The organism is Undibacterium umbellatum (genome assembly GCF_014284125.1).
Taxonomy (GTDB): Bacteria; Pseudomonadota; Gammaproteobacteria; order Burkholderiales; family Burkholderiaceae_D; genus Undibacterium; species Undibacterium umbellatum.
Genome location: NZ_JACOFX010000011.1, coordinates 52779 through 76679, shown reverse-complemented (window position 1 = coordinate 76679; position 23901 = coordinate 52779). Strand labels below are relative to the sequence as shown.

23 protein-coding genes are annotated in these 23901 nt (G+C 52.9%); 11 read left to right on the top strand and 12 right to left on the bottom strand.

Translation table 11 applies throughout. The features are described 5' to 3' along the window. Window positions 1-59: 59 nt before the first annotated feature. A complete protein-coding gene (locus H8L47_RS18915; RefSeq protein ID WP_186955162.1) occupies window positions 60-656 on the top strand; it encodes a hypothetical protein in 597 nt (198 codons plus the stop codon). A 101-nt stretch (window positions 657-757) separates the two neighbouring features. On the opposite strand, the gene H8L47_RS18910 is transcribed toward H8L47_RS18915, so the two are convergent. From H8L47_RS18910 to H8L47_RS18900, 3 genes are all read right to left on the bottom strand, one after another. After that, window positions 758-910 (bottom strand): hypothetical protein, encoded by a 153-nt coding sequence (locus tag H8L47_RS18910; RefSeq protein WP_186955161.1) that lies wholly within the window; start codon window positions 908-910, stop codon window positions 758-760. A gap of 171 nt (window positions 911-1081) precedes the next feature. After that, window positions 1082-2224, bottom strand: a complete 1143-nt coding sequence (locus tag H8L47_RS18905; protein ID WP_186955160.1) for an NADH:flavin oxidoreductase — start codon at window positions 2222-2224, stop codon at window positions 1082-1084. Window position 2225: 1 nt separating this feature from the next. Further along, complete coding sequence (locus H8L47_RS18900) at window positions 2226-2621, bottom strand: RidA family protein (RefSeq protein WP_186955159.1); 396 nt, start codon at window positions 2619-2621, stop codon at window positions 2226-2228. 150 nt (window positions 2622-2771) lie between these two features. On the opposite strand from H8L47_RS18900, the gene H8L47_RS18895 reads away from it, so the two are divergent. Further along, window positions 2772-3677 (top strand): LysR substrate-binding domain-containing protein, encoded by a 906-nt coding sequence (locus H8L47_RS18895; RefSeq protein WP_186955158.1) that lies wholly within the window; start codon window positions 2772-2774, stop codon window positions 3675-3677. Between the two features lie 227 nt (window positions 3678-3904). On the opposite strand, the gene H8L47_RS18890 is transcribed toward H8L47_RS18895, so the two are convergent. Beyond that, the gene (locus H8L47_RS18890; protein WP_186955157.1) at window positions 3905-4288 is read right to left on the bottom strand and encodes a phosphopantetheine adenylyltransferase; all 384 of its coding nucleotides are present in this window, start codon (window positions 4286-4288) and stop codon (window positions 3905-3907) included. Between the two features lie 253 nt (window positions 4289-4541). Here H8L47_RS18890 and H8L47_RS18885 point away from each other — a divergent pair, with 253 nt between their 5' ends. After that, the gene (locus tag H8L47_RS18885) at window positions 4542-7037 is read left to right on the top strand and encodes a DUF4214 domain-containing protein (RefSeq protein WP_186955156.1); all 2496 of its coding nucleotides are present in this window, start codon (window positions 4542-4544) and stop codon (window positions 7035-7037) included. Here H8L47_RS18885 and H8L47_RS18880 read toward each other — a convergent pair. Together H8L47_RS18880 and H8L47_RS18875 are read right to left on the bottom strand one after the other, a co-directional pair. Then, the gene (locus H8L47_RS18880) at window positions 7034-7873 is read right to left on the bottom strand and encodes an esterase/lipase family protein (protein ID WP_186955155.1); all 840 of its coding nucleotides are present in this window, start codon (window positions 7871-7873) and stop codon (window positions 7034-7036) included. The genes H8L47_RS18885 and H8L47_RS18880 overlap by 4 nt on opposite strands. A 193-nt stretch (window positions 7874-8066) precedes the next feature. Next, window positions 8067-8513, bottom strand: a complete 447-nt coding sequence (locus H8L47_RS18875; RefSeq protein ID WP_186955154.1) for a hypothetical protein — start codon at window positions 8511-8513, stop codon at window positions 8067-8069. Window positions 8514-8814: 301 nt separating this feature from the next. Between H8L47_RS18875 and H8L47_RS18870 the strand changes: the two genes are divergently transcribed. Both H8L47_RS18870 and H8L47_RS18865 read left to right on the top strand, forming a co-directional pair. Next, window positions 8815-9480, top strand: coding sequence for a hypothetical protein (locus H8L47_RS18870; RefSeq protein WP_186955153.1), 666 nt, complete (start codon window positions 8815-8817; stop codon window positions 9478-9480). 54 nt (window positions 9481-9534) lie between these two features. Continuing rightward, window positions 9535-10113: a hypothetical protein gene (locus H8L47_RS18865; protein WP_186955152.1), complete on the top strand. Its 579-nt coding sequence runs from the start codon at window positions 9535-9537 to the stop codon at window positions 10111-10113. 90 nt (window positions 10114-10203) lie between these two features. Here the strand turns inward: H8L47_RS18865 and H8L47_RS18860 are convergent, their stop codons facing one another. After that, window positions 10204-12369 carry a metallophosphoesterase family protein gene (locus H8L47_RS18860; RefSeq protein WP_230413818.1) on the bottom strand — a complete coding sequence of 722 codons (2166 nt, stop codon included), beginning with the start codon at window positions 12367-12369 and terminating at the stop codon, window positions 10204-10206. Window positions 12370-12583: 214 nt separating this feature from the next. Continuing rightward, window positions 12584-14053, bottom strand: a complete 1470-nt coding sequence (locus H8L47_RS18855) for an MFS transporter (RefSeq protein ID WP_186955151.1) — start codon at window positions 14051-14053, stop codon at window positions 12584-12586. A 147-nt stretch (window positions 14054-14200) separates the two neighbouring features. Here H8L47_RS18855 and H8L47_RS18850 point away from each other — a divergent pair, with 147 nt between their 5' ends. The 4 genes from H8L47_RS18850 to H8L47_RS18835 all read left to right on the top strand — a co-directional run bounded on the left by H8L47_RS18850 (window position 14201) and on the right by H8L47_RS18835 (window position 16608). Further along, the gene (locus H8L47_RS18850; protein WP_186955150.1) at window positions 14201-15118 is read left to right on the top strand and encodes a LysR family transcriptional regulator; all 918 of its coding nucleotides are present in this window, start codon (window positions 14201-14203) and stop codon (window positions 15116-15118) included. A 66-nt stretch (window positions 15119-15184) separates the two neighbouring features. After that, entirely contained in the window at window positions 15185-15673 is a 489-nt protein-coding gene (locus H8L47_RS18845) for a hypothetical protein (protein WP_186955149.1), read from the top strand. Further along, window positions 15670-16239 (top strand): hypothetical protein, encoded by a 570-nt coding sequence (locus tag H8L47_RS18840; RefSeq protein WP_186955148.1) that lies wholly within the window; start codon window positions 15670-15672, stop codon window positions 16237-16239. Before H8L47_RS18845 ends, H8L47_RS18840 begins: the two co-directional genes overlap by 4 nt. Window positions 16240-16308: 69 nt before the next feature. Continuing rightward, the gene (locus H8L47_RS18835; protein ID WP_222616597.1) at window positions 16309-16608 is read left to right on the top strand and encodes a hypothetical protein; all 300 of its coding nucleotides are present in this window, start codon (window positions 16309-16311) and stop codon (window positions 16606-16608) included. Between the two features lie 34 nt (window positions 16609-16642). Here the strand turns inward: H8L47_RS18835 and H8L47_RS18830 are convergent, their stop codons facing one another. From H8L47_RS18830 to H8L47_RS18820, 3 genes are all read right to left on the bottom strand, one after another. Continuing rightward, a complete protein-coding gene (locus tag H8L47_RS18830) occupies window positions 16643-17281 on the bottom strand; it encodes an alanyl-tRNA editing protein (protein ID WP_230413817.1) in 639 nt (212 codons plus the stop codon). After that, window positions 17278-18351 carry a threonine aldolase family protein gene (locus H8L47_RS18825; RefSeq protein ID WP_408057717.1) on the bottom strand — a complete coding sequence of 358 codons (1074 nt, stop codon included), beginning with the start codon at window positions 18349-18351 and terminating at the stop codon, window positions 17278-17280. Before H8L47_RS18825 ends, H8L47_RS18830 begins: the two co-directional genes overlap by 4 nt. Before the next feature lie 312 nt (window positions 18352-18663). Continuing rightward, on the bottom strand, window positions 18664-19473 hold the full coding sequence (locus H8L47_RS18820; protein WP_186955145.1) for an AraC family transcriptional regulator: 810 nt from the start codon (window positions 19471-19473) through the stop codon (window positions 18664-18666). Window positions 19474-19667: 194 nt separating this feature from the next. Between H8L47_RS18820 and H8L47_RS18815 the strand changes: the two genes are divergently transcribed. Both H8L47_RS18815 and H8L47_RS18810 read left to right on the top strand, forming a co-directional pair. Then, window positions 19668-20288 (top strand): hypothetical protein, encoded by a 621-nt coding sequence (locus tag H8L47_RS18815; RefSeq protein WP_186955144.1) that lies wholly within the window; start codon window positions 19668-19670, stop codon window positions 20286-20288. Continuing rightward, window positions 20278-20544: a hypothetical protein gene (locus tag H8L47_RS18810; protein WP_329605469.1), complete on the top strand. Its 267-nt coding sequence runs from the start codon at window positions 20278-20280 to the stop codon at window positions 20542-20544. Before H8L47_RS18815 ends, H8L47_RS18810 begins: the two co-directional genes overlap by 11 nt. On the opposite strand, the gene H8L47_RS18805 is transcribed toward H8L47_RS18810, so the two are convergent. Next, window positions 20541-23813 carry a tetratricopeptide repeat protein gene (locus H8L47_RS18805; RefSeq protein ID WP_186955143.1) on the bottom strand — a complete coding sequence of 1091 codons (3273 nt, stop codon included), beginning with the start codon at window positions 23811-23813 and terminating at the stop codon, window positions 20541-20543. The genes H8L47_RS18810 and H8L47_RS18805 overlap by 4 nt on opposite strands. Between the last annotated feature and the right edge of the window lie 88 nt (window positions 23814-23901).

Genomic DNA, 23901 nt, shown 5'->3' with positions numbered 1-23901 from the left:
GGCCGAGCGTAAAAAATTGTGGATATTGATTCTGAAGTTCAATTGATGAGGAAGCCTAAATGTTAATGAGTTTGCTTGTTTCATTTGTTCTAATTGACGATAATTTTGTTCCACCATCGGCACCTCAACCAATAGCAGTGTCAACAAATAAAATCGATATTGACTTGAGTGGTCAGTGTATCTTGGTTGGATCGCCAGGGCCATCGACATTATTTCCAAACAAAGATATTTCAGATAGAACAGGTGTATTTCCAGCATTTGCGATTCAGCAATATCATGCACTGACTAAACAAAAACCGTTGAATTTGTTATCCGCAAAGGTGGTGTTAATCGAAGGGCCCCAACATGGCAAATTGATTGCCTTAAATCGAATAGACCCAGACCTAGGTAACGGGTATTGGTTCTATCCTGATGCGGGATACTTGGGCACGGATTACATGACTGCGCTGGTTGAATATAGCGGCAATTCAGTAAAGGTAAAAACGAAATTGGTTGTAGTCGATACCATCTTTGAAAATACAGAAGGCGCACCTGGGGGTTATATCGGCGGGCTTTCTGGTGGCGGTGCTGCTTTGGATAAGATTGCTAATGATTGTGATTTTAGTAAAGTAGAGAGAATTAATAGAGGGAAAAATAGAACTGGCAGCTCCAGTTAATGGAGTGAGTTTTTAAAGATTTCACATCTAGTAGTTGCGACCCTATCTGACAGCGCGTAAGTCGCGTAAACTCACCGATTTCTGCATTGCAGCCATCCTCGTCATGCCATCACACTCGGCGTGTTGCAACGCTGACTGTATTTCACCAGTATGGCAATCACAAGTGCCAGCAGCGCTACGCCATCCAGCATGACGACACGGCCTATGGTGGCGTTATATCCATCAACGCTGTCATCTGTCAGCTTGATGTGCACTCAGCACTGTGGCAAAAAATAATCAGCGTGTCGCCAATTGAAAGTGCCAAGAATGGGCTGACGATACACCATTCGCAGGCGAGTACCCACGATGTTAAAGGCCAGATAATGAGTAGACTCCGGTGCCTGAGAAGACCAGGTGCCGGAGTCCAAAGAGAATCAGTTAACAAGTTAAAGTAAGGCCCGCACACGCTCCATGTTGTGGCGATCCTCGTTCGCGAGATCCGCGATCGGCGACAGGATCTCACGGTCGAATTCATTGAGTGGTACGCCGCGCAGCACGCGCGCCGGCCAGTCTGAGTGGGCCAGTGCACCGCGTCCAAGCGACACTACATCGGCCTGACTGCTGCCAATCATGTCGGCTGCGCGTGTAGGGTCCTGGAGTGAGCCATTGGCGATCACATGGACACCAGCATGTTGCCTGGCTAAGCTAGCCAGGCTGGCGCCGTTCCCGAAGGCACTCTTCCATGCTTCAAATTCGGTCGTGTGGACGTAGTCGAGAGGCAGCTTTGCCAGCGTCCCGAAGATTTGCACAGCCTCGTTTTCACCATTGCGCCATTTGTGCGTGAAATCGTTGACTTTTCCTTGGGATATGCGCAGACCAACCGTGAACTCAGGGCCAACTGCTGCACGTACGGCTTGCGTGACCTCGACGATCAGACACAGGCGACGTTCGAGGTCTCCACCATAGTGGTCACTGCGCAGGTTCGTCCCTTCGGTGAGGAATTGGTCTAGCAGGTAGCCGTTCGCTCCATGGATTTCGACGCCGTCGAAGCCAGCCTGTCTTGCCCGGACCGCCGCATCGGCGAAACCACGGATCGCTTCCGTGATCTCGTCGGGAACCATGGCGCGTGGCATAGGATAGTCACCTTCGCCTCGATAGATTGCCATCTGTTGTCCTATGGGCCGTACTGCGGATGGGCCAACCGAGTCGCCTCGGTAAGGGTTTCCCTGCGAGAGCGCACCTGCGTGCATCAGTTGCGCAATCATGCGCGCCCCGCCTTTGTGGACCCTGTCAATCACTGTAGTCCAGGTATCACGCTGGATGTCGTCGGCCAGTCCGGGCTGGTTCAGGTAGCCTTGTGAGTAAGCCTTGTCCGTGTAGATCCCTTCGGTGATGATTAGTCCAAAACCACCCTCGGCGAAGGCACCGTAGTAACGAGCCATGCGCTCTGTCGTGCAGCCGCCGTCGGTTGCACTGACGCGCGTCATGGGTGCTACTGCCAGGCGATTTCTAAGCGCCATGCGGCCAATGACCAGCGCCTGGAACAAGCAGTCACGCGGGTGAGCAGCATGCGTATTGATGGTACTCATATCAACTCCCGGCGTGAGGACGGACAGCGGCAATGGCCTCGATCTCTATCATTGCCGCGGGGTCGTACAGGGCTTTGATTTCGGCGATAGTGTCGGCCGGATAGGGTGCTGTGAAGAACTGACGGCGCAGCTCCACGACCTCTTTGAAGTTGCCCATATCGGTCACGAAGATGGTGACCTTGATGACGTCTTCAAGGCTCGATCCACCAGCTTCCAGCGCGCGCCTGAGGTTGGCAAAAGCCTGCTCGCCCTGAGCGCGGAAGCCGCCGGCGACAATCTTGCCATCGTCGCCAGCACCGGCCTGACCGGAGACGAACAACAGGTTGCCGAATTTGATCGCCTGAGATAGCAGGTAGGGTTCATAGTTGTCCGGTTGGGTAATAATTCGTTCGAGCATGATGTGCTCCTTTTCGTAATGGGAGTGAAAGGAAGTCCGGCTTGTCAGGGCCGCAACGAGAAGATAGGCGTGCGCCCTTGCGTTGACAAACGATAAGTTGTCAGGCATAAGATGAGTTATTCTCATCTATCGTTTTCGACTATATTCGCAATGCGGCGACTCCCCTCACTCCCAGCACTTCGCGCGTTTGAAGCGGCAGCCCGCCACGGCAGCTTCAAGCAGGCCGCCAATGAGCTTGCCGTCACGCCGACAGCAATCAGCCATCAGATACGTCTTCTTGAGGAATACACTGGCCTGTGCCTGTTCGAGCGGCAGGTGCGCAAAGTGATCTTGACCGACGCCGGTGTGGAGCTGTATCCGGTGTTGCGCGACGGTTTCAATGCTTTCGAGGCAGTCCTGCAGCAATTGGGAAAGCCAATTGCTCGCCGCCGTGTCATCATCTCAACGACCAATGCATTCATGGCGCGCTGGTTGGCCCCCCGGGTGACTGGCTTTCAAAAGTTGCATCCGGAAATCGACCTGGAGCTGCATGCATCTGATCAGGCCGTCGACCTTGGGGCAGACGTCGCCGACGTAGCGATACGCTACGGACGAGGGCCGTATCCTGGCATGGTAGTGGAGGAGCTGTTCACTGACTGCTTTGCACCGGTGTCCAGCCCCCAGCTCGGGCCAATAGGATTGGCGGATCTGAACCAACTCCCGCTGATCGATTTCAAGTGGACTCACGACCACCCGCTGAACCCAACCTGGAAAAACTGGTTCGCTGCAGCAGGCTTACCTTGGAAGGCACGTCAGGGCCAGCTTCTTTTTTCTGATGAAGGCCATGCCATCCAGGCGACCTTGGCCGGTCAAGGTATCGCACTGTTGAGCCTTGAGCTGGTGGCGGACGACATCGCGGCTGGGCGACTGACACAGCCGTTTGGCCCGAGCATACCCGGGCATACGTATCATCTCGTCCGAAGTGCGGGCCATGTACCCGCGCCGCATGTCGACTCAGCATTAGCGTGGTTGCGCAGCCAAATACATCGTCCGGCCAGCCCTTCTGCCCAGTCATGAAATGAAAGCTTCGTTTCTGGAGTCAAAAGGCAGGTTCGAAAAATTGCTTACATCGGCACATTGGTCCGTAGAATCAGGAACCCGGGTGCAGTGGAATGGAAAGCCGGGTTAAGGGAAACAAGGGCGCTCAGGAGAATGGAAAACATGGTGCGGTAGTAAGCCTACGTAGGTACGACAAGTGCAGCGTAATCGTACGCAAGTCAATTAACAACAAGTCGACGACCTGCTCACTGCAACCTGTATTTCGCCAGTATGGCAATCACAAGAGCCAGCAGCGCTACGCCGTCCACCATGACGACTCGACCTATGGCGGTGTTATATCCGCCGACGATAATCGCAATTGAAAGGAACGAGACTACGCTGACCAACCCGGTACTCAGGGCGAGCCACTGCAATTCGGACTTAGCCGCGGCCCACAACATGAATACGCCAGACAAGCCGAACAACACGGCCCTGTGGCGCAGCAAGATCTCTACATCGGGCCCATTGATGCTGATCCCATACAAAGCAGCTAGCTGCGCCTGTCCCAGGCAACCAGCAACAGGCGCCAGATGCACCAGCCCGGCGACAACCAGACCAGCCGAAACAACATGAGAAAGTGAAAAAGCCATAACGTTGTCCTCAATAAATCCAGCAGCGATCATAAACGCATCACAAGATGTGGCAATTACCTGAAAGGTAAATTCAACTTGGAAAGTTGCCAGTTTGACCTGATTGCAATATGCCAAGGTACGCTATGTCCATAGAGAAACACGCACCCAAACATGTTTCCAGCACCTGTTGTTATTCACCGCTTTCTGATGATAGCTGCCAAACTCCGTAGTATATTGTCGTAATTAAATTGCCTGGCCAGGGTGACTTCTCATGCCAAACGTCAATATCACCTATAACGATGTCGCAGGGAAACTGGCAGCTTTGCCGCTTCTGGCGGCGACCATCAATGCTGCCATCAGGTATCTTGATCAGTTTGTTGTCTTTAGGGGCACGATAGATATACAGATCAATGCAGAGACTACATCCACCGGTCGTTTTGGCGGGACTAACACTACATCTTACTTTGGCAAGAAAAATGGCCTGGACGTATTCGAGGCTTCGCAAACGGCAGAGTCACGCACGGGTATCGATCCTTCTCCGGACAAGCCCGACCTGATCATCAATATTGACCCGACCTCATCCTATGCTACCGGGCTCTACTGGGACCCCACTATTGCCGATAACATAAGTGGCAAGGTTGATGTCAGCAAGGTGGACGCTTTCAGCGTGGTTTTGCATGAACTCTTGCATGGCATGGGTTTCATTGGTTATCGCGATGCAACAGGAAAATTGCCAGGCAATTATCAATCGGTCTGGGATTCTTTCATGACCCTGAATAGCAACAACACAGCGACTCTGGCTGGCCCCGCCATCATCGCCTTGCTGGGTGAGGCTGTGGAGGTGCGTGTAGGTGGCAGCCAGAGTATGTATCACCTGGGTACTGGCCCCAACGTGGCGGACGGCAAAATGCCCTGGCTGGAGGCCAGCAATTTCAACGGCTATTACTATATCAATGGCGAGCGTTACCTGCTAGGCAGGCTGGAGCTGGCCATGTTGCAGGACATGGGCTGGGAACTCAAACCCACGACGATCACCAACGTCACCAACATCTGGGACAATAAAATTGCCCCGCTGTATATGGTTGGCTGGGATACCAGTGAGCAGATCATAGGCGACGCCAAGGATGACCGTCTGGAAGGCCGCGGTGGTAGCGATACGCTGATAGCTGGCCTCGGCGATGACAACCTGTATGGCGGCTCCGGCAATGATTTTCTGTATGGTGATAGTGGCAGTGATGTGGCGGTCTTTTCTGGTAATGCCAATGATTACACGGTCACTTTCAACGCAGCCAATAACAGTTATACCGTCAGCGATAGTGCGTTCAACCGTGATGGTATCGATGTTGTCTTTTCTGTAGAAAACCTGAAATTTGCCGATGGCATCAGAACCCCAGCTAGCCTGATCAATAACACTACTCCCGGCACAGGCACGGGCAACATCAACACCATCAATGGTACGGCAGGCAATGATACACTGACAGGCACGGCAGGCAATGACACCATCAATGCACTGGCCGGTGACGACAGCTTGCGCGGTGCGGCGGGCAGCGATCTCTTGTATGGCGGTGATGGTACAGACACGGCTTTTTTTACAGGCAGCGTTTCTGATTACACCGTCAGTTATGACGCAGGCAACGCCAGCTATACCGTGACTGACAAAGTCAGTGGCCGTGACGGGATTGATACACTGTATTCGATAGAATTGCTGTCATTTTCTGATGTCATCAATATCCGCCCCAGCTTGTTGATCGCCACACCCAGCCTCACGATCAACGGTGGACCCTACAATGATTATCTGCTCGGTTCCACAGGCAATAACACCATCAACGGGATGGGTGACAATGACACCTTGATTGGCGGTGCTGGCGATGACACGCTCTACGGCGGCGACGGTAACGATATCGCCAACTACACAGGCAATGCGAGTGACTACACCGTCACTTACAATGCGGCCAACATCAGCTATACCATCCAAGACAAAGCCAGCAACCGTGATGGCACGGACACTTTGTATTCGATAGAGCTACTGAGCTTTGCCGATGGCAGCAGGACACCCACCAGCATGCTGACCAGCAGCGTCATCGGCATTACCATCAATGGCAGCACCGCCAATGAAGCACTGAGCGGGACGGCAGGGGGTGATTACCTGTATGGCTTTGCTGGCAAAGACACGCTGACTGGCGCTGGCGGCAATGATTTGCTGGCAGGTGGGGATGACCTGGACATGGCCAGCTTTAGCGGCTCGCGTGGTGGTTACAGCCTTAGCAAAAGCAAGGATGGCCAGTCATGGGCCATCACTGACCTGGTTGGCAGCGACGGCACTGACCAGCTTATTAGCATAGAGCGCCTGCAATTCAAGGACCAGGCGCTGGCGCTCGATATCAATGGCACGGCTGGTCAGATGTACCGGCTGTACCAGGCCGCCTTTGATCGCAAGCCTGATCTGGTTGGCCTTGGTTACTGGATCAATGATATGGACAAGGGGTCTACCCTGACCCAGGTTGCGGCAGGGTTTTTCCAGTCGCCTGAATTTCAGAAACTGTATGGCACTGCACCCAGCAATGCTACCCTGATCACCAACTTCTATCAGAATGTCTTGCACCGCACGCCGGACCAGTCTGGATATGATTATTGGCTCAACCAGCTCAACACCGGAAAAATCAGTGCGGCTGGTGCGCTGGCCAGTTTTTGCGACAGCCCGGAAAACCAGGCTCTGGTCGCCAGCTCCATACAAAACGGCATTGACTATACGCTCTGGCTGGCTTAGCGGGCGTGATTGACGCATGTAGTGAGCTGGTGAACAGTCAAACACTGCTCAATCGCTTTTAAGGCCGCATCATTTGAGGGTATGAATGCATGGCTAGCCGATATCGGGACCGAAAGCGCCAGTGAGGATGGAATCGCTTCATCGGCGGCAACCATGCCATCATGCGGCAAACCAAATCCAAAGAAAAGGCCGAAAGCACCCAGCCACGGCCATGTGCCGTAAACATGCGCAGTTGGAATATCCAGCATGGGGACTTTGTTCATGCAGTCTTCGTCAGCGGCAAACTGGCCGCATTCGCCAGTCATGGCCCGATAGATTTTCCAGTCACGCAATCTGCTGGCAAGCCGGCTGGCACGCAGCGGAGACGCCAGCAAGACTACACGTTCTGGCTGTAAATTGTGTTCTCGCAGCTGCACATTGAGGCTCCTGAGAAGTACGCCACCAAAGGAGTAGCCCACGGCATGATATGCCCCGGCACGCGCCACGCTGGAAAGAAATTCGATGAGGTTCTTTTTGATTTCATCGAGGGGCTGCGAAGACACACGGTAGTCAAAATATCTTACGGTGTACCCGCGCCGTTCAAAATAGCGGACAAACTTGCCACGCATATAACGCTTTCCTCCGACACCATCAATAAAAACAATCTGTCGGGTACTGCTCATGCAAACACTCCATTGAGATTTGAAATACAGCTCTTCAACGATATCCTGCGCGGTTGAATCAGGATGAACTTTAGAAGAAAAGTGATACGAGGGCGGTTTTGTATTGATAAATGCCTGTGCTATTGTAGCTTGAATCGGGCCTGGCTGATCCAGCAGCCTGCTTAGTACAATCATGACGTGTAGATACGATTAGCGCAGCGTAATCGTACGCATGTCAATGAACAAAAAACGGTAATCGCGAGCGACCTCCTCTGAATTTAAATTCAAAAAGCCCGCGTCCGCATGCCAAAGGCAAGCGGGTGCGGGCTTTTTATCTCGTGCTTCAGGTCAAGTTTGCTAAGAGGCCTTAGTGAGGTTCAACTGAGCCTTACTGCTGCGGCTTGACAGGGACAACCAGTTCTCGCGAAATGCCGCCGCTTTGTGCATTGCCGGATTGGCTACCTTCTCCGCGCATGCGTTGCAGGCAGTATTCACGGTCTTCTGCGGGATGGGCATCGCAGCGGCTTTCGCGGTTACGCTGGAGTTGCTCTTCGCTCAGAGTTGTGAGTGCACCCTGGCGGGATTGCTGTTTGGCAGCACCGGCTTCGCGCAGGCAGGTTTCTTTTGCCTGATTGGTCTGGCCCTTGTTACAGAGGCTGCGTTCATACTCATAACGTGCGCTGGCGCTGGTGTCCTGGCGATCTGCTGCCACACAGGTGCTGGCCACAACAAAGGATGACATGATGCCGGCAATCAAGCCTGCGGCTTTTCTTCCCGCAGGCAAGCTAAGAATGTGAGTGTGAATAGAAGTGGTTTTGGTTTGATCTTGTCTCATGCCATGGCCTCACTGAAATTATAAAGATGTTGTCTATGCGGGCATGAGGGGGCATCATTGCATTGCCATCCAGCCTGCAATTATCTTGTCACTGTCCTGAGTGTAGTCTTCATAGCCCCATGCTTCTGCGTGTTAGCGCACATTCGCCAATAATTCTTTGTAGCGTCAGCGGGATGATATTTGATGATTTTAAAATGACTTCAAGTATCATATCTGCAACGATACTGCAGATGTCTGCACATGTCAGCCTTATTGAAGCACGTCAATATTCTTTATCAATCCTCGTCAGAAAGAAAAAACCATGAAGCTTGCCACGCCTATCCAATGTGCCGCCTTGTTGCTAGGGATGCTGATGTACCACGGCAGTCAGGCGCAACAGAGCACGGTCTTTGGCAAAAAAATGCCAGCCACGGCACAGGCATTGCAAGACTTTGTTCCATCTGGCTGGAAGGTGGAAAACCAGATCAGCAGTGACCTCAATGCTGATGGCGTGGCCGACATTGCCGCCGTGTTGGTAGAGGGTAAGAGCTCTGCGGATGACAGGCAGCGTGGCCTGATCGTGTTGAGCGCGAGCACTGGCAAGGGATATGGTTTGTTGGGCAGCAATAGCAAGCTTTTGCAATGCCAGGGTTGCGGTGGCGTCAAGGATGGCGTCAACCTTACTATCAAGAACGGCGTGCTGATCGTCAGCCAGTACAGTGGTTCACGTGAATACTCGGTCTACACCTGGCGCTTCCGCCTCGACGCAGCCAGCCAGCGCCTGCAAATGATAGGCATAGATGAAGAAGAGGCCGATGGCATGGTCGGCAAGGGTTCTACAGTCAGCACCAACTTGCTCACTGGTCAGCAAATCAGCGAAAGCTATCAGTATGACGAAAAGCGTGATCGTAAAGTGATACTCAGTTCCAAAAAAGTTAAGGTCGCCAGGAGCATGACTTTGCTGGAAGATGCGGTTGGGAATCAGTAGATGAGACCAGCACAGAGCAAAGATGTGCACTCCAAAGAAAAATAAATTTAATCCATGAATAAATTCGTATTGACCTTAGTCTTAATACTCAGCCCTGCATTTTTCAAAGTAGCGTTAGCAGACTCACTGCGCAATCCTCGCTGTAGTACTGCAAGCACGAAAACTGTATGGAGGGCGGAGGCGAGTGAACTGCAAGTGGATATCAGCAGTTTGTTTGATAGCTCTCTCGGTGCATGTATCAGGCGTCTTTCGATTAAGAATCCTGCGCTCCCATCCGGAAAGCAGGCAATCTATACCGAGATGATGGCGGAAGTTCCGGTTGCTATTTGGCCCGTCAACTCAAGATTGTCAATAGCCTGGGAATCTGGCAGCGCACACTGGCTTACTGTCTACGATATAAAAAGTAAAGGCGTCCAGAAGGTTCTGGATTTAAGGACAAAGGGATTGCCAGAAGTTACTTACCAATCGAGCGGCATGGAACGTCTTAGCTTCCCGCGTTACAGTAACGAGAACGGTAAATATGCAAAAGACGGGTCAACTAAATTACAAATCGCTGATATCTATACCTGGCAGGGTGATAAGTATAAGGAAGTAAAAAATCTGCCCTTTGTTAATCGGTTTGATGAGCGTTAATGTGCGTGGTGCTGCGATTGGCGCAGCGTAATCGCACGCATGTCACTTTACATCCCGTTTGCACAGATGCAAACGGGATGAACAAGCGTTTTAGTTAAAACTGGCAGAGCTGGTATTCGTATTCGTCAGCGTCTGGGTTTTGAAATTGATAGTGAAGCGGTCGCTGGGTTTGCCTGAGCCCAGTCCTTTAAGGATGCTGAATACTTGCTTGAACTGGTTTTGGAAAACCACATTGACCGCGTTCTGGTCTGAGGGTTTGCCGTCGAGCATGCTGATGGCAGCGGGGCTGGTGGGGAATGCGTTCATCAGGACTTTGTATTGCTTTACCCGGTCTGTGCCCATGTCACGCAAGGCGAGTTCGCCTGCATAGACGGTGCGGTGGAAGTCGCCATAGAACTCGTATGCAGTGATTTTGGCAAAGTCATCCAGTTTGTAGCCTGCTGCGGTGGCGAGTTGTGTCGCCTTGTTGGTGGCCACTGTCCAGTCGGCAGTCAGTTGGCTGGCTGAGACGGGAGTGCCGCTGGCGCTGCCTTTTGACATGCAGGTGGCGCTCAAGGGCAAGACGCCGGGGATGTCTTTCAATTGCGCGAAAGTGACCTGGGTTTGCAATTGCGACAGGATCAGCATCTGTTTGCCATCAAGGCTGGTGGCGGCTTCTTTCATTTCACAAGGCCAGTATTCATCCATGAAGCGCAGGCGTGACAGTTCACCAAAATAGAAGCGGGTAAATTCGCCATAGGATTTGGTGGCGAGTATGTCCTTGTTCCAGCGTTTGCTCACATCTGCGGCGACGCTGCTGTTTTGCAGATAGTTGTGTTCAGTCTGGTAATACTTGAAGAGTTCGTTATAGCGTGCCACGTTGTTGAGGGACACGGTTTCGATATCGACGGTATCCTGGTCTTTGTATCTGACGATCTTGTAGGCAGCACCATATACGGCCAGTGAGGGTGACTGCACATTGACGAAGTAATTGCCGGCGGCATCCTTGTAATCATTGCTGCCGTTGAAGTGCATGTGGCCGCCCAAGTGCAATTGCATGCCAGTGGCTGCGAGTGCGGCGGTGGTGGCCAGATCAGGCACGCGGGCTACCTGGAAGGCACCAGGCTTGAAGACGGCTTTCATGGCAGCGGTCTGATTCGCGTAAAAATCCATGGTGGGATAATGCGAGAAAGAGATCAGGCGTTTGCCCTGGGCCTTGGCACGGGCATTGACAGTCTTGATCCATGCCAGCAAATGTTTTTTATGCGTCAGCACTTTGTTCCAGCCTGCATTGCCTGCGCCATCAAAGCCTTTGAATGCCTTGGCATTGACAGGGTCAAATGCGCTGTTGGGGATGTGGACATTGGCATCAATCGATAATAACCAGACGCCCTTGACCGGTTCCACCAGATAGCTGGAATCGATAATATTGGTGCATTTGGTAAATGCCTTGCCCAGGGTTTTTTCGCCTTCGGCCTTGTAGCTGCCGCCTTCGCCTTCTGCGCAAATTTCAAACTGGCGGTTTTTTACGTCGGCGCTGGCCAGTGCTGCGTCATAGCTGTAGGTGGCGTTGGCGTAGTTGGAAAACGGCGTTTCCCAATGCAGGTCGGCCTTGTTCGGCATGTAGCCAAACTCACCCAGTTGGGCGATCAGTTTTTCGTAGCCCATTTCCATGAGCTGGTTGGTGCAGGCGACAGTAGTATCCTGCGATTTGCAGCCGGAATAATTGACGGCATAAACCTTTTGTTCCTTGCCTTCTGCCGTCAGGAAATCATTTTTGCCAGCTTCGTCATCGTCATAAGGCTCGTTTGGATCGTGATTGCCAGGCGCGATAAAGAAGCGCATGCCTTTGGCCTGGTATTCTTTCAAGATGGCGGCAATGCCATCGATATTGACGGGCTGTGCATCGTCGGAATAATCACCCGACAAGGCTACCAGGCGTATGCCGCGCGCATAGGCATCATCCAGCGCACCACGAAAGGCGAAGTAGTTTTCATTGAACAGGCGGGTGGAAGTCAGTTGCGCATACATGGTGCGTATGGTGGCAAATTTGCCGTCACCAGTCGGTATGCCAGAGAACTTGGCGTTCTTGAGGTCGCCATAAATGTTCTCAAAATGCACGTCTGACATGACGGCCACTGCTGGCGTTTCTGCTACTGGCTCTGGTGTGGGTGCTGCGGCATCCTTGCTGTTGCCGCAGGCGATCAGTGCCAGTGGCAAACATAATGAAAGCAATTGCTTTGCGGCTTTGCCTTCATTTAAAAAACGAAGATTCATGGTCATTCCTGTTACAGGTTCGGTGGGCACACCGCATGCATGGGCGTTGCATTGGTGTGGATAGCGGGACTTGTTGCGTGGCGCTAAAGAACAGAAGTATTTAATTTCTTCAGTGGTGGGAATTGTAAAGTTGCTTGATGACAAGCCTGTGACGGTGCTTTCTGAATGATGAAGAGCGCTGTGCTAACTCTGGTGATGAATGGTAGTGCAAGCTTTATTTAATCCTCCTGGATATCAAACGTCCTAATCCTGCCATCCCCAGCGCCACCAACAGCATCACACCCGCCACGATAAATGTGAGCTGCATACCATGCGCAATGGCCGCAGGCGTAGCGGTCCTGACATCGCTGCTGCCTGATGCCCATGCAAACACCGCACCCATCAAGCTTGCCCCTGTGATGAGGCCCAGGTTACGCGAGAGGTTGAGCATGCCGGAGGTGAGGCCGCGCTGGTCGGGGGCAATGTCTTGCATGACGGCGGTGTTGTTGGCGGCCTGGAAGAGTTGGTAGCCGGGGGTGAGGATGGCGATGGCGATGATGTAGCCGGTGGTACCAGTGGTGCCCAGCATCGCAGGTAATATAGTAGGCAACAGGGCCAGGGCGAATGCACCTGTGATCATGGCGACAAGCCCGGCGATGCCGGTGGCTGGTGCACCCATGCGGTCAACGATGCGGCCAGCGATGACGCCGCAGCAGATGGAGATGACGGGGCCAACCGACATCATCAGGCCGACCATGGCATCGCTGAGTGCCAGTGCGCGTGACAGGTAGAAGGGGCCGACCACCAGCGTGGCCATCATGACGGTGGCGACCAGGATGTTCATGCCCAGGCTGGTGCTGAGGGTGATGTCGCGAAACAGGGCGGGGCGTATCAGTGGTGAGGTGACTCTTGTTTCTACCAGCAGGAACAGTGCCGCGCCAATGACAGCGGCCAGCAGCAGCACCAGGTTGAGTGCACCAAAATGTCCGCGTCCCAGCGTCATGGCGAGGGCATAAGCGGCCAGGGTCAGGGCCAGCAAGAGCGTGCCGATGTGGTCAAAGCGCGGGCTGGCTTTATTATTGGCTTTGTCGCTGGCTTGCTGATCTTGTGGCAGATGGCGGTGCGCGAGTATGAAGCTGAGGATGCCCAGCGGCACATTAATAAAGAAGATGGCGCGCCAGTTGAGGCCAGCGATCAGTATGCCGCCCATCGAAGGGCCGAGAGCAGTGCCGACGGCAGACATGGTGCCCAGCAAGCCCATGGCACTGCCAGTTTTTTCTTTGCTGACAGTTTCACTCACGAAGGCCATGGTCAGCGCCATCATGATGGCGGCGCCCAGACCTTGCAGGGCGCGGGCGGCGATCAGCATATTCAATGTAGGGGCTGCTCCACACAGGGCGGATGCGATGGTGAACAGGGCGATGCCTGCCAGCAGCAGGCGCTTGCGGCCCATCAGGTCACCCAGTCGGCCAACGCTGACAATGAGGCTGGTGATGGCGAGCAGGTAGGCAACCACTACCCATTGCACTTGCTGGAACGAGGCATTAAATGCATGGGTCAGGCTTGGTAAGCCCACATTGGCAATGCTGGTGCCGAGCGAGGATAGCAGCATGGACAGGGACAGGCTAGCGAGTATCCAGCGTACTTGAGTTGACACTTGCGTGCTGCTTGTGGCGGGATTAATGGCGTTGGAAATAGCTTTCATTTTGGGCTGACCTGCAATGACTTGTGTAGTGATACCCCATCATAGACTTTCAGTACCTATGGCGGAAGACGCACGATTTGCACTTTATTCGTGCGTTTGACGCGATGTTGTCAATCATTCCAGGCTAATGCGCGTTAAAATAAGTACATGTCCATTCCCGATCTCAACTTGCTGATTACCCTGGATGCGGTGCTCACCGAAGGCAGTGTGGCGCGCGCTGCGGCCAGGTTACGGCTTAGTCCCTCTGCCATGAGCAGGGCGCTGGCGCGTTTGCGTGAGACTACGGGTGACCCTTTGCTGGTCAGGGCAGGGCGTGGCCTGGTGCCTACGCCCAGGGCGCTGGAATTGCGTGAGCAGGTCAGCCAACTGGTGCAGGATGCGCAAGCGGTATTGCGCCCGGCAAGCAAACTCAATCTGGCGCAACTGAAACAGACTTTTACCCTGCGCACCAGTGATGGCTTTGTTGAAAACTTCGGGCCTGCCCTGATTGCCCGTGTTGGCACAGAAGCACCTGGTGTGCGCCTGTGCTTCATCCCCAAGCTCAACAAGGACAGCAATTTGCTGCGCGACGGCAGTGTCGATCTGGAGACAGGGGTGATAGGCGATGCCACCAGCCCGGAAGTACGTACCCGTACCTTATTTCGTGACCGTTTCATCGGCGTCATGCGCCAGGGGCATGCATTGAGCCAGTTGACCATGACACCCGCTGTGTATGCATCAGGCCAGCATGTGCTGGTTTCGCGCCGCAGCCACAGCAAGGGGCCGATGGCCGATGCTCTGAAACCCTATGGGCTGGAACGCGATGTGGTCACGACAGTGGGGGGCTTTGCTGCCGCGCTGGCACTGGCGCGGGCATCAGACCTGATCGCCACTGTGCCAGAACGGCATACTGGCAATATGCGTGCTGGCATGCATAGTTTCGAGCTGCCATTTCCTGGCTTGGAAATTACCGTGTCCATGCTATGGCACCCGCGCATGGATGCAGACCCTGCACATCGCTGGTTGCGCAATTGTTTGTGGGAGGTGTGCGCGGGGCAGCTTGGTGATCATGAGACAGAAGCGTAATTGAGTTGATACCTTGTAGAATGCGTCATGTTCTGACCATACGTTACTTTTGATTAAACATCCTCCATGCCAGTTACCCCATTTCACTTTGGCCTTGGTGCCGCCCTCAAGGCAGTAGCACCGCGCCATGTCAGTTTTTTGTCATTCGCTGCAGTGAATGTGTTCATCGATGTCGAGTCACTTTATAACATGATGAATGGCAATTTCCCGGTACATGCTTTTTTTCATACCTATGTGGGTGCGCCCTTGATGGCAGGGTTCACGGTCTTGCTCTTCCTGCTGGCGCGCTGGTGCGCCACCCGTTTTTATTTACCCAACCCTTACCGCTGGCAACAACTAAGCCTGCTGCAAGTCAGTGTAGGCGCTTTGCTTGGTGCCTTGTCGCATGTGGTGTTTGACAGCATCATGCATATCGACATTCTGCCTTTACATCCTTTTAGCAATGAGAATGTTTTGTATGAAGTGATACCGCTGTTGTATCTGCATTTGTTGTGCACATTCCTGGGGGTACTGGGTTTGATTGGAGTGTATATAAGGAAGGCGGATGAGGTGTGAAAAACATTCAATGTGCTCTGATTTTCTTGCTCGCTCTATTTCTTTCTACAGCAGTAACAGCGAAAGACAGGTCTGCATTTGTTGCTGTCGTTCAGACTGAGACTTATGCGCAAGAGACACCGGCTGGCAAGTCAACTGTGCCTGAGCAATTGGTGGCAGCAGGCGAAATTGTGCGCATTAAAAAACGTCAGGGTGACTGGTTATGGATAGCGAGAAAAAATGGCTATCCCGGTGGCTGGATAAACGTAGGAAAAGTAATTTCTCAACATCAGTTCTCACCAGTGTACAAATGGAATGATGTCAGCCGCATTGAGGTGGGTGGTGGTGATTATGAAGCACATTACAAGCTGCGTCGTGACGGCAGTTTTACTGTCGAGGAAACTGCCATGCGTGGCGAGGATGAGTATCCTCTTGTCAAACGACGTGGGCGCTTGCTACGCTATGGCAAGCTGGTATGGGCCAGGGTAGGCAATGAAGCGCTCGTCGCCCATAAGATATTCCATTTGCATACTGACGATGGAATATGCCAACTTGTCGATAAAGTGGCTGCCTGTGATGCGCATTGAATGGCATTTAGCTCATCTGGCATAATGCGACTTATGAGATTTTGGTAATTAAAGCAAAAGCAAAGGTGCTTGATGGAAAGTCATGCTATTTTATTGGCAGAGCTAATTCTCTTGTCGATCTGTGCGAGTATCAGCATATGGGTTGAAGTTTTGCGCAGGCCAGGGGGAATGTGGCTCAAAATTTTGTTATTACTTATTTCTGCCATTCCTGTTGTTGGCCCTGTATTTTTTATCTTCATTGATGCGCCTCCCGTTTTGCCCTTGTCTGAACAGGCTAAGCAAATCCCCAAGGGAACCAGTGTCTACCCTGATTTTTCCCCTTTGATTGCGAGTATTAAAAGATTTTTTAGTCAGCCGGGACGTGACTGAGTGACAGAGGCGCATGGCTTGTTTTCACTAATAATCATGACCCGGCAAGCTCATAGTGCACAGATAATTGCCCCTTCTTTTCCTTCAATTTGGTGATTTTTATTTTGCCTATCTGTCCGGTGGAAACCACATGTGTGCCACCACAGGCATGGGCAGGCAAGTGACCAAAACCTATCTTGCGTTGCCCGGCTTCCTCGCTTGTATGGCTAGGCATGTTGGCTGCGATCCAGGCATTGATTTGCTGTTCTATCTCTTCAGCGAGCATTGCTGAAGCGGCGTTTTCACTTTCAAAAACAACCCTGGCTTCTCCTGGCCAGTGATGTCCCTTGATGGCGCGTAAGCCAGCGAGTTCGCCATAAGATCCTATCAGATGCCCCGCTGAGTGGAGCTGGGTATGGAGCTTGCGCGCCTCTGCAAATACCTCGATAAACGCCGGTCCCACATTGACAGGCTGGCTGGTAAGGTGAACGATCGTGTCTCCGGTTTGTAATACCCGGTTGACCTTGATGCCTGCGATGGTGCCTGTGTCGGATGCTTGCCCGCCGCCTTGTGGATGGAACAGGGTAGCATCCAGCATAATTTCAAATTCACCATCCTGCGTTGGTGTGCACAGGTGTACGGTGGTCGTCATGCTGAGGTCGTCAGTATTGAAATAGAGGCGTTTGGTCATCATGCAAATTCTTCCAGTTGTTGGGTGTGGATGGAGCGCATGCTGGCCAGCAGTTGGTCGACCTCTGCTGCCGTGGTCGAAAAACTGGTGACGAAGCGGGCCACCCCGGCTTCCCAGCGATCATGCAGGAAGACGTATCCTTCATTCAATAGTGCTGTTGTCATTGCCTTGGGCAGTCGGCAGAAAATGATATTCGATTGCGTCTCGCCAAGTAATTCAACAGAGCTGATTTGTTTGAAGCCATCTACCATGCGCAGTGCCATACGATTAGCGTGGCGGGCATTATTGAGCCACAGTTCGTCCTGCAAGTAAGCATCCATTTGGGCTGACAGGAAACGCATTTTTGAGAACAGATGACCAGCGCGTTTGCGACGGTATCCCATCTCAGCGGCCAGGCTGTGGTCAAACAGGATGATTGCTTCTGCACCCAGCACACCATTCTTGGTGGCGCCAAATGAGAGGGCATCGACACCTGCTTTCCAGGTCATTTCTGCTGGTGTGCAATCCAGCGCCACCAGCGCGTTGGCAAAGCGGGCACCATCCATATGCAGCCGCAAGCCTGCGTCTTTGCAGACCCGGCTGACTGCGCTGATTTCATCGAGGGTATACACACTGCCAATTTCTGTTGCCTGGGTGATGCTGACGGCATGCGGCTGTGTGGCATGTACGTCGCCACGCTTGAGCTTACTGGCCCTGACCAATTTTTCTAAATCAAGCTTTGCTGATGTCCCATCTATCGTGATCAGTTTTGCACCATTCGTATAAAACTCAGGGGCGCCGCATTCGTCATTATTGATGTGGCTGAGCGGGTGGCAAAATATGCTTCCCCAGGGCGGTGACATCACGCTCAGGCACAGGGAATTGGCCGCCGTGCCTGTGGGAACCAGAAAGACACTGAGCTCACGCTCGAATAGTTCGCAAAGTTTTCTTTCTACCCGTGCAGTGTATTCATCACCCCCGTAAGGCGTGACGGGGCCAGCGTTGCAAGCTGCAATGGCATCGAGTATGGCAGGTGAAACACCTGCGATATTGTCACTGGCAAAATTGGGGGCTACTTGATGTTTACTTTCCATTATGATTTCCCTCTCCATGGTTTTCCTGTCTGCGTTTTAAAACAGGCCTGAGTGCGATGCATGATAGGGGGAGGGCGGATTTCTGGATTGTAAAAAATTGACTAAAGCAGGCGATTATTTATGGGACTATAAAATAGGCGCGTTCCTATCAATCTGGCGATTCAATAAGGCTGGCAGAATGGCGTCTCCCGCTAACAGAGCAAAAGTCTCCGTGTCCCTCTGTGTCTCTGTGTCTCTGTGCCTCTGTGGTGAGATTTTTGGCTTTGATCTCAGGGGACATAAACAGATGCTAGCCCGTGGAGGATTGCAGGTTCAATAAAACGATGGTGCGACACCAAATGCCTGCCTGAAAGCGCGATTGAAGTGACTTTGATCATAGAAGCCGACCAGGTGGGCTACTTCGGCGATACTTTGCGGGTTTTTGCACAGCAAGGCGCAGGCATGCTCCAGCCGCAGGCGTACCAGCCATGCATGTGGTGTCATGCCTATGCTTTGCTTGAATTGGCGCAGGAAATGAAACTGGCCCAGTCCACAGATAGCTGCCAGCTCATCAAGGCTGATTTTCTGGGACAGGTGGGCCACACAGTATTCCTTGATGCGCTGGAAATGTCGGGGTGACAGGCCTGCCTTTATGTCCTGGGGCTTGATAGTCTTGGATTGTGTGAATACAAATTCAAGCAGCGACAGCCATTCTGACTGCAGCGCCAGAGGTGAAGCCTGTTCACCCGCATGCATGGCATTATGTAGATGCACAAGATGTGCTGCCCGTAAAGAATCTTCTATCATCGTCCCCACCAGCGCCGGTTCGCGGCTTGAGCCTGATAGTTCTTCCGCGACCTGGTTGAAGAGTTCTACAGGCACGCGGAATGTCTTGAGTGTGTAAGCATCGCAGCCTTCACCTGTGCCGTCATGGATTTCACCCGGTGGCATCAGGACGATGCTGCCCGGCCCGAGCAACACTGAACCGCCCCGGAATTTCTGGCGTTGCACGCCTTCCGATACCAGGCCTATGTGGTAGTCGAGGTGGTAATGGCGGTCAAAGTGAAATTCTGAAAGGCGGCCAGTACTTAATACCAGGCCAGGTACTTCGGCGACACGTTGGTAATGTATCTGATCTTTCATGCATCAAAGGTAGAGAGTAGCTGTGTCAGCATACATCAAATTCAAAACGCCAGCAGCGTGAAGCCTGATACTGCCTGCTGGCTGCCTGGGTGCGCCAACGCACAGAGACAGTACAGGTTTGCGCCTATTCTGGCAGCAAGCATTCTCATTGACAGATGTCTATGCAGGATTTTGCCACCAGGATGGAGTACATCATGACACATATTATTGCCGGGCGATTACAGCAACAAGACCAGGTGCAACAGGCTATCCATCAGTTGATGGCGATAGGTTTTGCAGAAAACCAGATCAGTTCTTTTTATCTTAATCCACCGGGGCAGCATGATATGTATAAGCTGGGCGGTGACCGCGATGAGTCGCCTGGCGCCAAGGAAGCGGGCAGTGGGGCCGTCGGTGGTGCGGCTACTGGCGGCGTGATTGGTGCTGCGGTGGGTATGATAGGTGCGCCGGTCACCGGGCCGGTGAGTACTGCTTTGGGGGCGCTGGTGGGTGCGCATGTGGGGTCGCTGATAGGCAGCTTGTCGCAAATGAAGGAAAAGGGCGATGCTGAGGATGATGCCGAAAACGCGGCAGCGGTCCGGCACTCAGGCATGATAGTGGCGGTCAGTGTCGGCAAGCCTGAGAGTGAAGAGGCGGTCATCAATATCCTGAAAAACCTGGGCGCCGACCAGATCGAGCTTGGTGAAGGGAATATCAGCAATGGCGACTGGAAAGACTTTGATCCGCGCACGCCACCGATATTGGTCGGGACCACATCGCCAGCCACTGTTGAACAACAGGCAGCAGAACAAGGGGTGACAGGCCGTGAACTATAAACCAGCAGACGCCAGCGCAAAGCCGGTAAAGCTGGCGGCCACACCCGCACCTTCGGTAGATCTCACTTCGCAGGGTGGCGAAGTGAAGTTGCCGCATGAGCGTGATGAGACAGCAGGAAGCCCTGGCAAGCCGCGCAAGATCATGAAGCAGGCTTTGCGTGATTTGCAGGCGGGCATGCAAGATACCGACATGCATGGTGAGCGTGGGGTAGAGGCGGTGGTCAGGTTGCCTTCAAAAAACGACCAAAAGCCCTAGGCCTCTGGTTCCTCCAGCTTGTCTATCAGTGTTTCAGTATGAATAAAAGAGCGCCACTTCATGCCTCGGACTTTTTTGCACTGTAGCGCAAATGCTGCCGCATACTTGGTTTGGAAGGCAGACAGGGCGAGTAGCAGGCGCAGGTGCGTGTCATAAAAATGGTCGAGCACTGATTCATCTTCGCTGGCGCTGCGCAGGGACAGGGTTTTTTTCAGTAACTCCAGCCCTTGTTCCAGTGCATCCTGGCTGGCATTTTCTTCATTGAGTGGCAGGCTGCCCAGCCTGTGCCAGGCGGCGCGCAAGGCGGCACGGATGACATTGTCACTGGCAATGTACTCCCACAAGACGCAGTTTTGCAGGCGCTGCACGCAAAGCCGGCAGGCGGCCAGGTTCTCTTCCCACATCTCCAGTTCATAAGTGATCCAGCGTTTTTTGTCGAGCACATGGGCCCACAATACCGGGCTGGTATTGCCACTCTGTATCAGCAATTGCTCGGCCAGCAAGATGCTTTGCCATGCTTCATGATGGGTTTTGCTATTTTGCGCAAAACGTTCATAGTCATACATGGTTTCGTCAAAATTAAGCTGGTCAAAGTCTGTAATGGGTTTGTCTTGCTGTGGCTGGAATTCTGCAAAAGCAACTTGATCGCTCAAACCATGCAACTCCAGGCAAGCCTGGGCCTGCTGTTCTTGTCCTTGCAGGTAGAGGCAATATGCTTTCAGGTAGGCAGCAGTGTCGCTCATGGCAGGTACAGAGTCGGCTTGCATGATGAGGTGCTCAAAATCTGTCAGTGCCATGTCAGGCTGGGCCGGGCTTAGCATCAGATAGCCGCGACCTCTTTCCAGATGCCAGCGGGTTTTTTCTGGATGCTCAGGGTAGTGCCTCAGCAGGGCGTCATAGACCTGGGCATGGATGTCAGCAGGTATCTGGGACGCTTGTTCAGGCTTGCTCAGGATGGCATAGGCACAAATTTCCATGCTGCGTCTGGCGATGGGGATGTGGCTGAGTTCATCGGCATTGTGCTCGATGAATCTCTTGCACATGGCATCGTTGATGAATTGCGCAGGAATGAAACGCAAATGTGTCAGGCTGCTCTGGTAACAGGCATCGGCGATGGCCTGGGTGTACATCGAGGCAGGTATTTCATACGGCGACAGGCTATAACCGCTACTGCCCTGCCTGATCTTATGCAGCATCGAAGCTTCGTCCCAAAACACCAGCCAGCATTTTTCTGCATAGTCAGTGCTGGAATCCAGGCAGTTTTTTGCCTGATGCTGAGTGACGATGGCTGGCCATTCAGGGTCATCACCATACAGGGACTGTGCATGGGCATACAGCTCGGCATTGAAGTACTGGCCAGGTAATTCATTGAGCAGGTACTTGCTCCCCATTTGCTGGTTCATGCTCAGTGCGCGTTTGTAGATATCGTTGGTTTTATAGCGTTTGGGTACGGCGTTTTCCTGGAAGTAAGCATGACCATGGGCAATGGCAAACAGCCACATTTCTTCATCCAGCAATACTGCCGGGGTATGCTTGATATCAAAGGCATTTTGCGCGATGGCTAGCTTGCATACCTCCCTGGTCAAATAGGCTTCGGGTATCTCTGACATTCTGGCATTGCACTGCGCGGCGTGCATGCAAATGTCATGATCCAGCACATGAGCTGGAATGGCGGTAATGGGGTATAGCCCCTTGGTCTTGGAGGCGGCCAGGCAGACTGACTTGTCGATCAGGTGCTGAGGCAATAGTGCAAGCAGGGAAGCATCGGTCGCCACCAGTTGCCTCGCCAGATCAGGTGTGATTGCTTCTTCGGTAAACGCAGTTATATAGTCTTTGGCTTGGCCTGGGTGTTGCGTGATCAGTTCGGCCAGCAAGCTGGAGTTGCGCCATTCTGCGGGCATTCGCTTGATTTGTGTGGGGTCTGCCAATAGCTGTTGCCGCCACCATGCCTGGTCGCGGACAGGTATGACATCTTGCAGTTTTTTCTGGTCCCAGTCCAGGCAGATGGCGGTGCCGCGCATGAAGGAGGTGTCGTGGTAATCCTCATAGCTGACATCAAATTTGGCTGCGGCTGCAATGGCAATTTTTCGATGTTTTTCGGCTTTGGCAGGTGCACCATCGAGGTGGTGTAATACACCCATGAGCCAGTTGGCCGTGGCTGCGTCCGGTGCGTCTGCCAGCACATGCTCAAGATCAGCGCGGGCCGCTGCCTTGTCACCCATCAGCATGAAGACTTCTGCACGGGCGCGGTGCAAGTCTGTATGGGTATTACTTTGCATGGCCTGGTTGATGATATCGAGTGCCAGTGCCGTTTGGCCTAACTGCAATGCCGACAGGCAGGCATAAAAAGCCGCGTCATTCACAAGGCTGCGCTGTGACTTTGGATACAATTGCGCGGCATGCTGCAACAGTGGCAGGGCTTGTTCAAAGGCGCTCTTTTTGAAAAGTAGCCAGCCTTGTTGATACCAGGCTGGATAATACGTGGGGCAGACTTGGGTCGCCCGGCGATATTGCAGCCAGGCCAGGCAGTCATTGTCACTGCGTTTGGCGTCTTCTGCTTCTTGCATGATGTTGATGACGGCTGGGTCAAAGCCATCACGCAGGATGGGCTGGCCAGCCTGCAGTGCTTTCCTGATATTCCACAGACTCCAGACCATGCCATCATAGTCTTCACTTTCGACGTAGCTTTGCATGTCATCACGCAAGACGTAGCGGCCCTCGTGCCAGATGAAGACAGGATTGGGTAATTGCGCCTGCAGGCTTTGACACTGCTGCCAGTGCGTGAGTGTGAAAATCATGCAGTCGGGATTGAGTTGCAGGCGGTCTATGCGGTAAAACCAGACAAACAGATAGGGTGTGTGTATGCGGCCCATTGGCGATTCGCGGGTGATGCCATCGTCATCGGCCTGCAGGGACACATAATGGGATGCCGTTATTTGTCCCAGGATGCATTGTTCACGCGGTACCAGGTTCAGTGATTCTGCCTGCAAGTCGCCACTGACCCAGGTGCAGATGTGGCTGGGGAAATCATCCAGTTGTACATTGCCATCTATCAGCAAATAACAGGCTTCTGCTTCTTCCAGCAAATCATCCCATTCATGATTCAGGATAAAATCACCTTCGGCAACCAGGACCAGGGCATCGTCTTCTAAATCTTCTATATCCAGGTAGTCTCCCATGGCATCGGGAAATGCCGGATAGCGTTCCAGGGCTTCTTCAATACTGAGGATGCTGCAATCAGCGAGCTTTGGCGTGGCTTGATAATTCATCTTGAACTATGAATGATAAAAAGTTGATCGTAAAACTGTGGGGAAAACAAATAGCTGGCACCACCCTCAGTGGCTATGGCCTGAGCGG

Coding starts and splice junctions, on each gene's coding strand:
- H8L47_RS18915 (WP_186955162.1), top strand. CDS start 60: ATGTTAATGAGTTTGCTTGTTTCATTTGTTCTAATTGACGATAATTTT.
- H8L47_RS18905 (WP_186955160.1), bottom strand. CDS start 2,224: ATGAGTACCATCAATACGCATGCTGCTCACCCGCGTGACTGCTTGTTC.
- H8L47_RS18900 (WP_186955159.1), bottom strand. CDS start 2,621: ATGCTCGAACGAATTATTACCCAACCGGACAACTATGAACCCTACCTG.
- H8L47_RS18895 (WP_186955158.1), top strand. CDS start 2,772: ATGCGGCGACTCCCCTCACTCCCAGCACTTCGCGCGTTTGAAGCGGCA.
- H8L47_RS18890 (WP_186955157.1), bottom strand. CDS start 4,288: ATGGCTTTTTCACTTTCTCATGTTGTTTCGGCTGGTCTGGTTGTCGCC.
- H8L47_RS18885 (WP_186955156.1), top strand. CDS start 4,542: ATGCCAAACGTCAATATCACCTATAACGATGTCGCAGGGAAACTGGCA.
- H8L47_RS18880 (WP_186955155.1), bottom strand. CDS start 7,873: ATGATTGTACTAAGCAGGCTGCTGGATCAGCCAGGCCCGATTCAAGCT.
- H8L47_RS18875 (WP_186955154.1), bottom strand. CDS start 8,513: ATGAGACAAGATCAAACCAAAACCACTTCTATTCACACTCACATTCTT.
- H8L47_RS18870 (WP_186955153.1), top strand. CDS start 8,815: ATGAAGCTTGCCACGCCTATCCAATGTGCCGCCTTGTTGCTAGGGATG.
- H8L47_RS18865 (WP_186955152.1), top strand. CDS start 9,535: ATGAATAAATTCGTATTGACCTTAGTCTTAATACTCAGCCCTGCATTT.
- H8L47_RS18860 (WP_230413818.1), bottom strand. CDS start 12,369: ATGAATCTTCGTTTTTTAAATGAAGGCAAAGCCGCAAAGCAATTGCTT.
- H8L47_RS18855 (WP_186955151.1), bottom strand. CDS start 14,053: ATGAAAGCTATTTCCAACGCCATTAATCCCGCCACAAGCAGCACGCAA.
- H8L47_RS18850 (WP_186955150.1), top strand. CDS start 14,201: ATGTCCATTCCCGATCTCAACTTGCTGATTACCCTGGATGCGGTGCTC.
- H8L47_RS18845 (WP_186955149.1), top strand. CDS start 15,185: ATGCCAGTTACCCCATTTCACTTTGGCCTTGGTGCCGCCCTCAAGGCA.
- H8L47_RS18830 (WP_230413817.1), bottom strand. CDS start 17,281: ATGATGACCAAACGCCTCTATTTCAATACTGACGACCTCAGCATGACG.
- H8L47_RS18825 (WP_408057717.1), bottom strand. CDS start 18,351: ATGGAAAGTAAACATCAAGTAGCCCCCAATTTTGCCAGTGACAATATC.
- H8L47_RS18820 (WP_186955145.1), bottom strand. CDS start 19,473: ATGAAAGATCAGATACATTACCAACGTGTCGCCGAAGTACCTGGCCTG.
- H8L47_RS18815 (WP_186955144.1), top strand. CDS start 19,668: ATGACACATATTATTGCCGGGCGATTACAGCAACAAGACCAGGTGCAA.
- H8L47_RS18805 (WP_186955143.1), bottom strand. CDS start 23,813: ATGAATTATCAAGCCACGCCAAAGCTCGCTGATTGCAGCATCCTCAGT.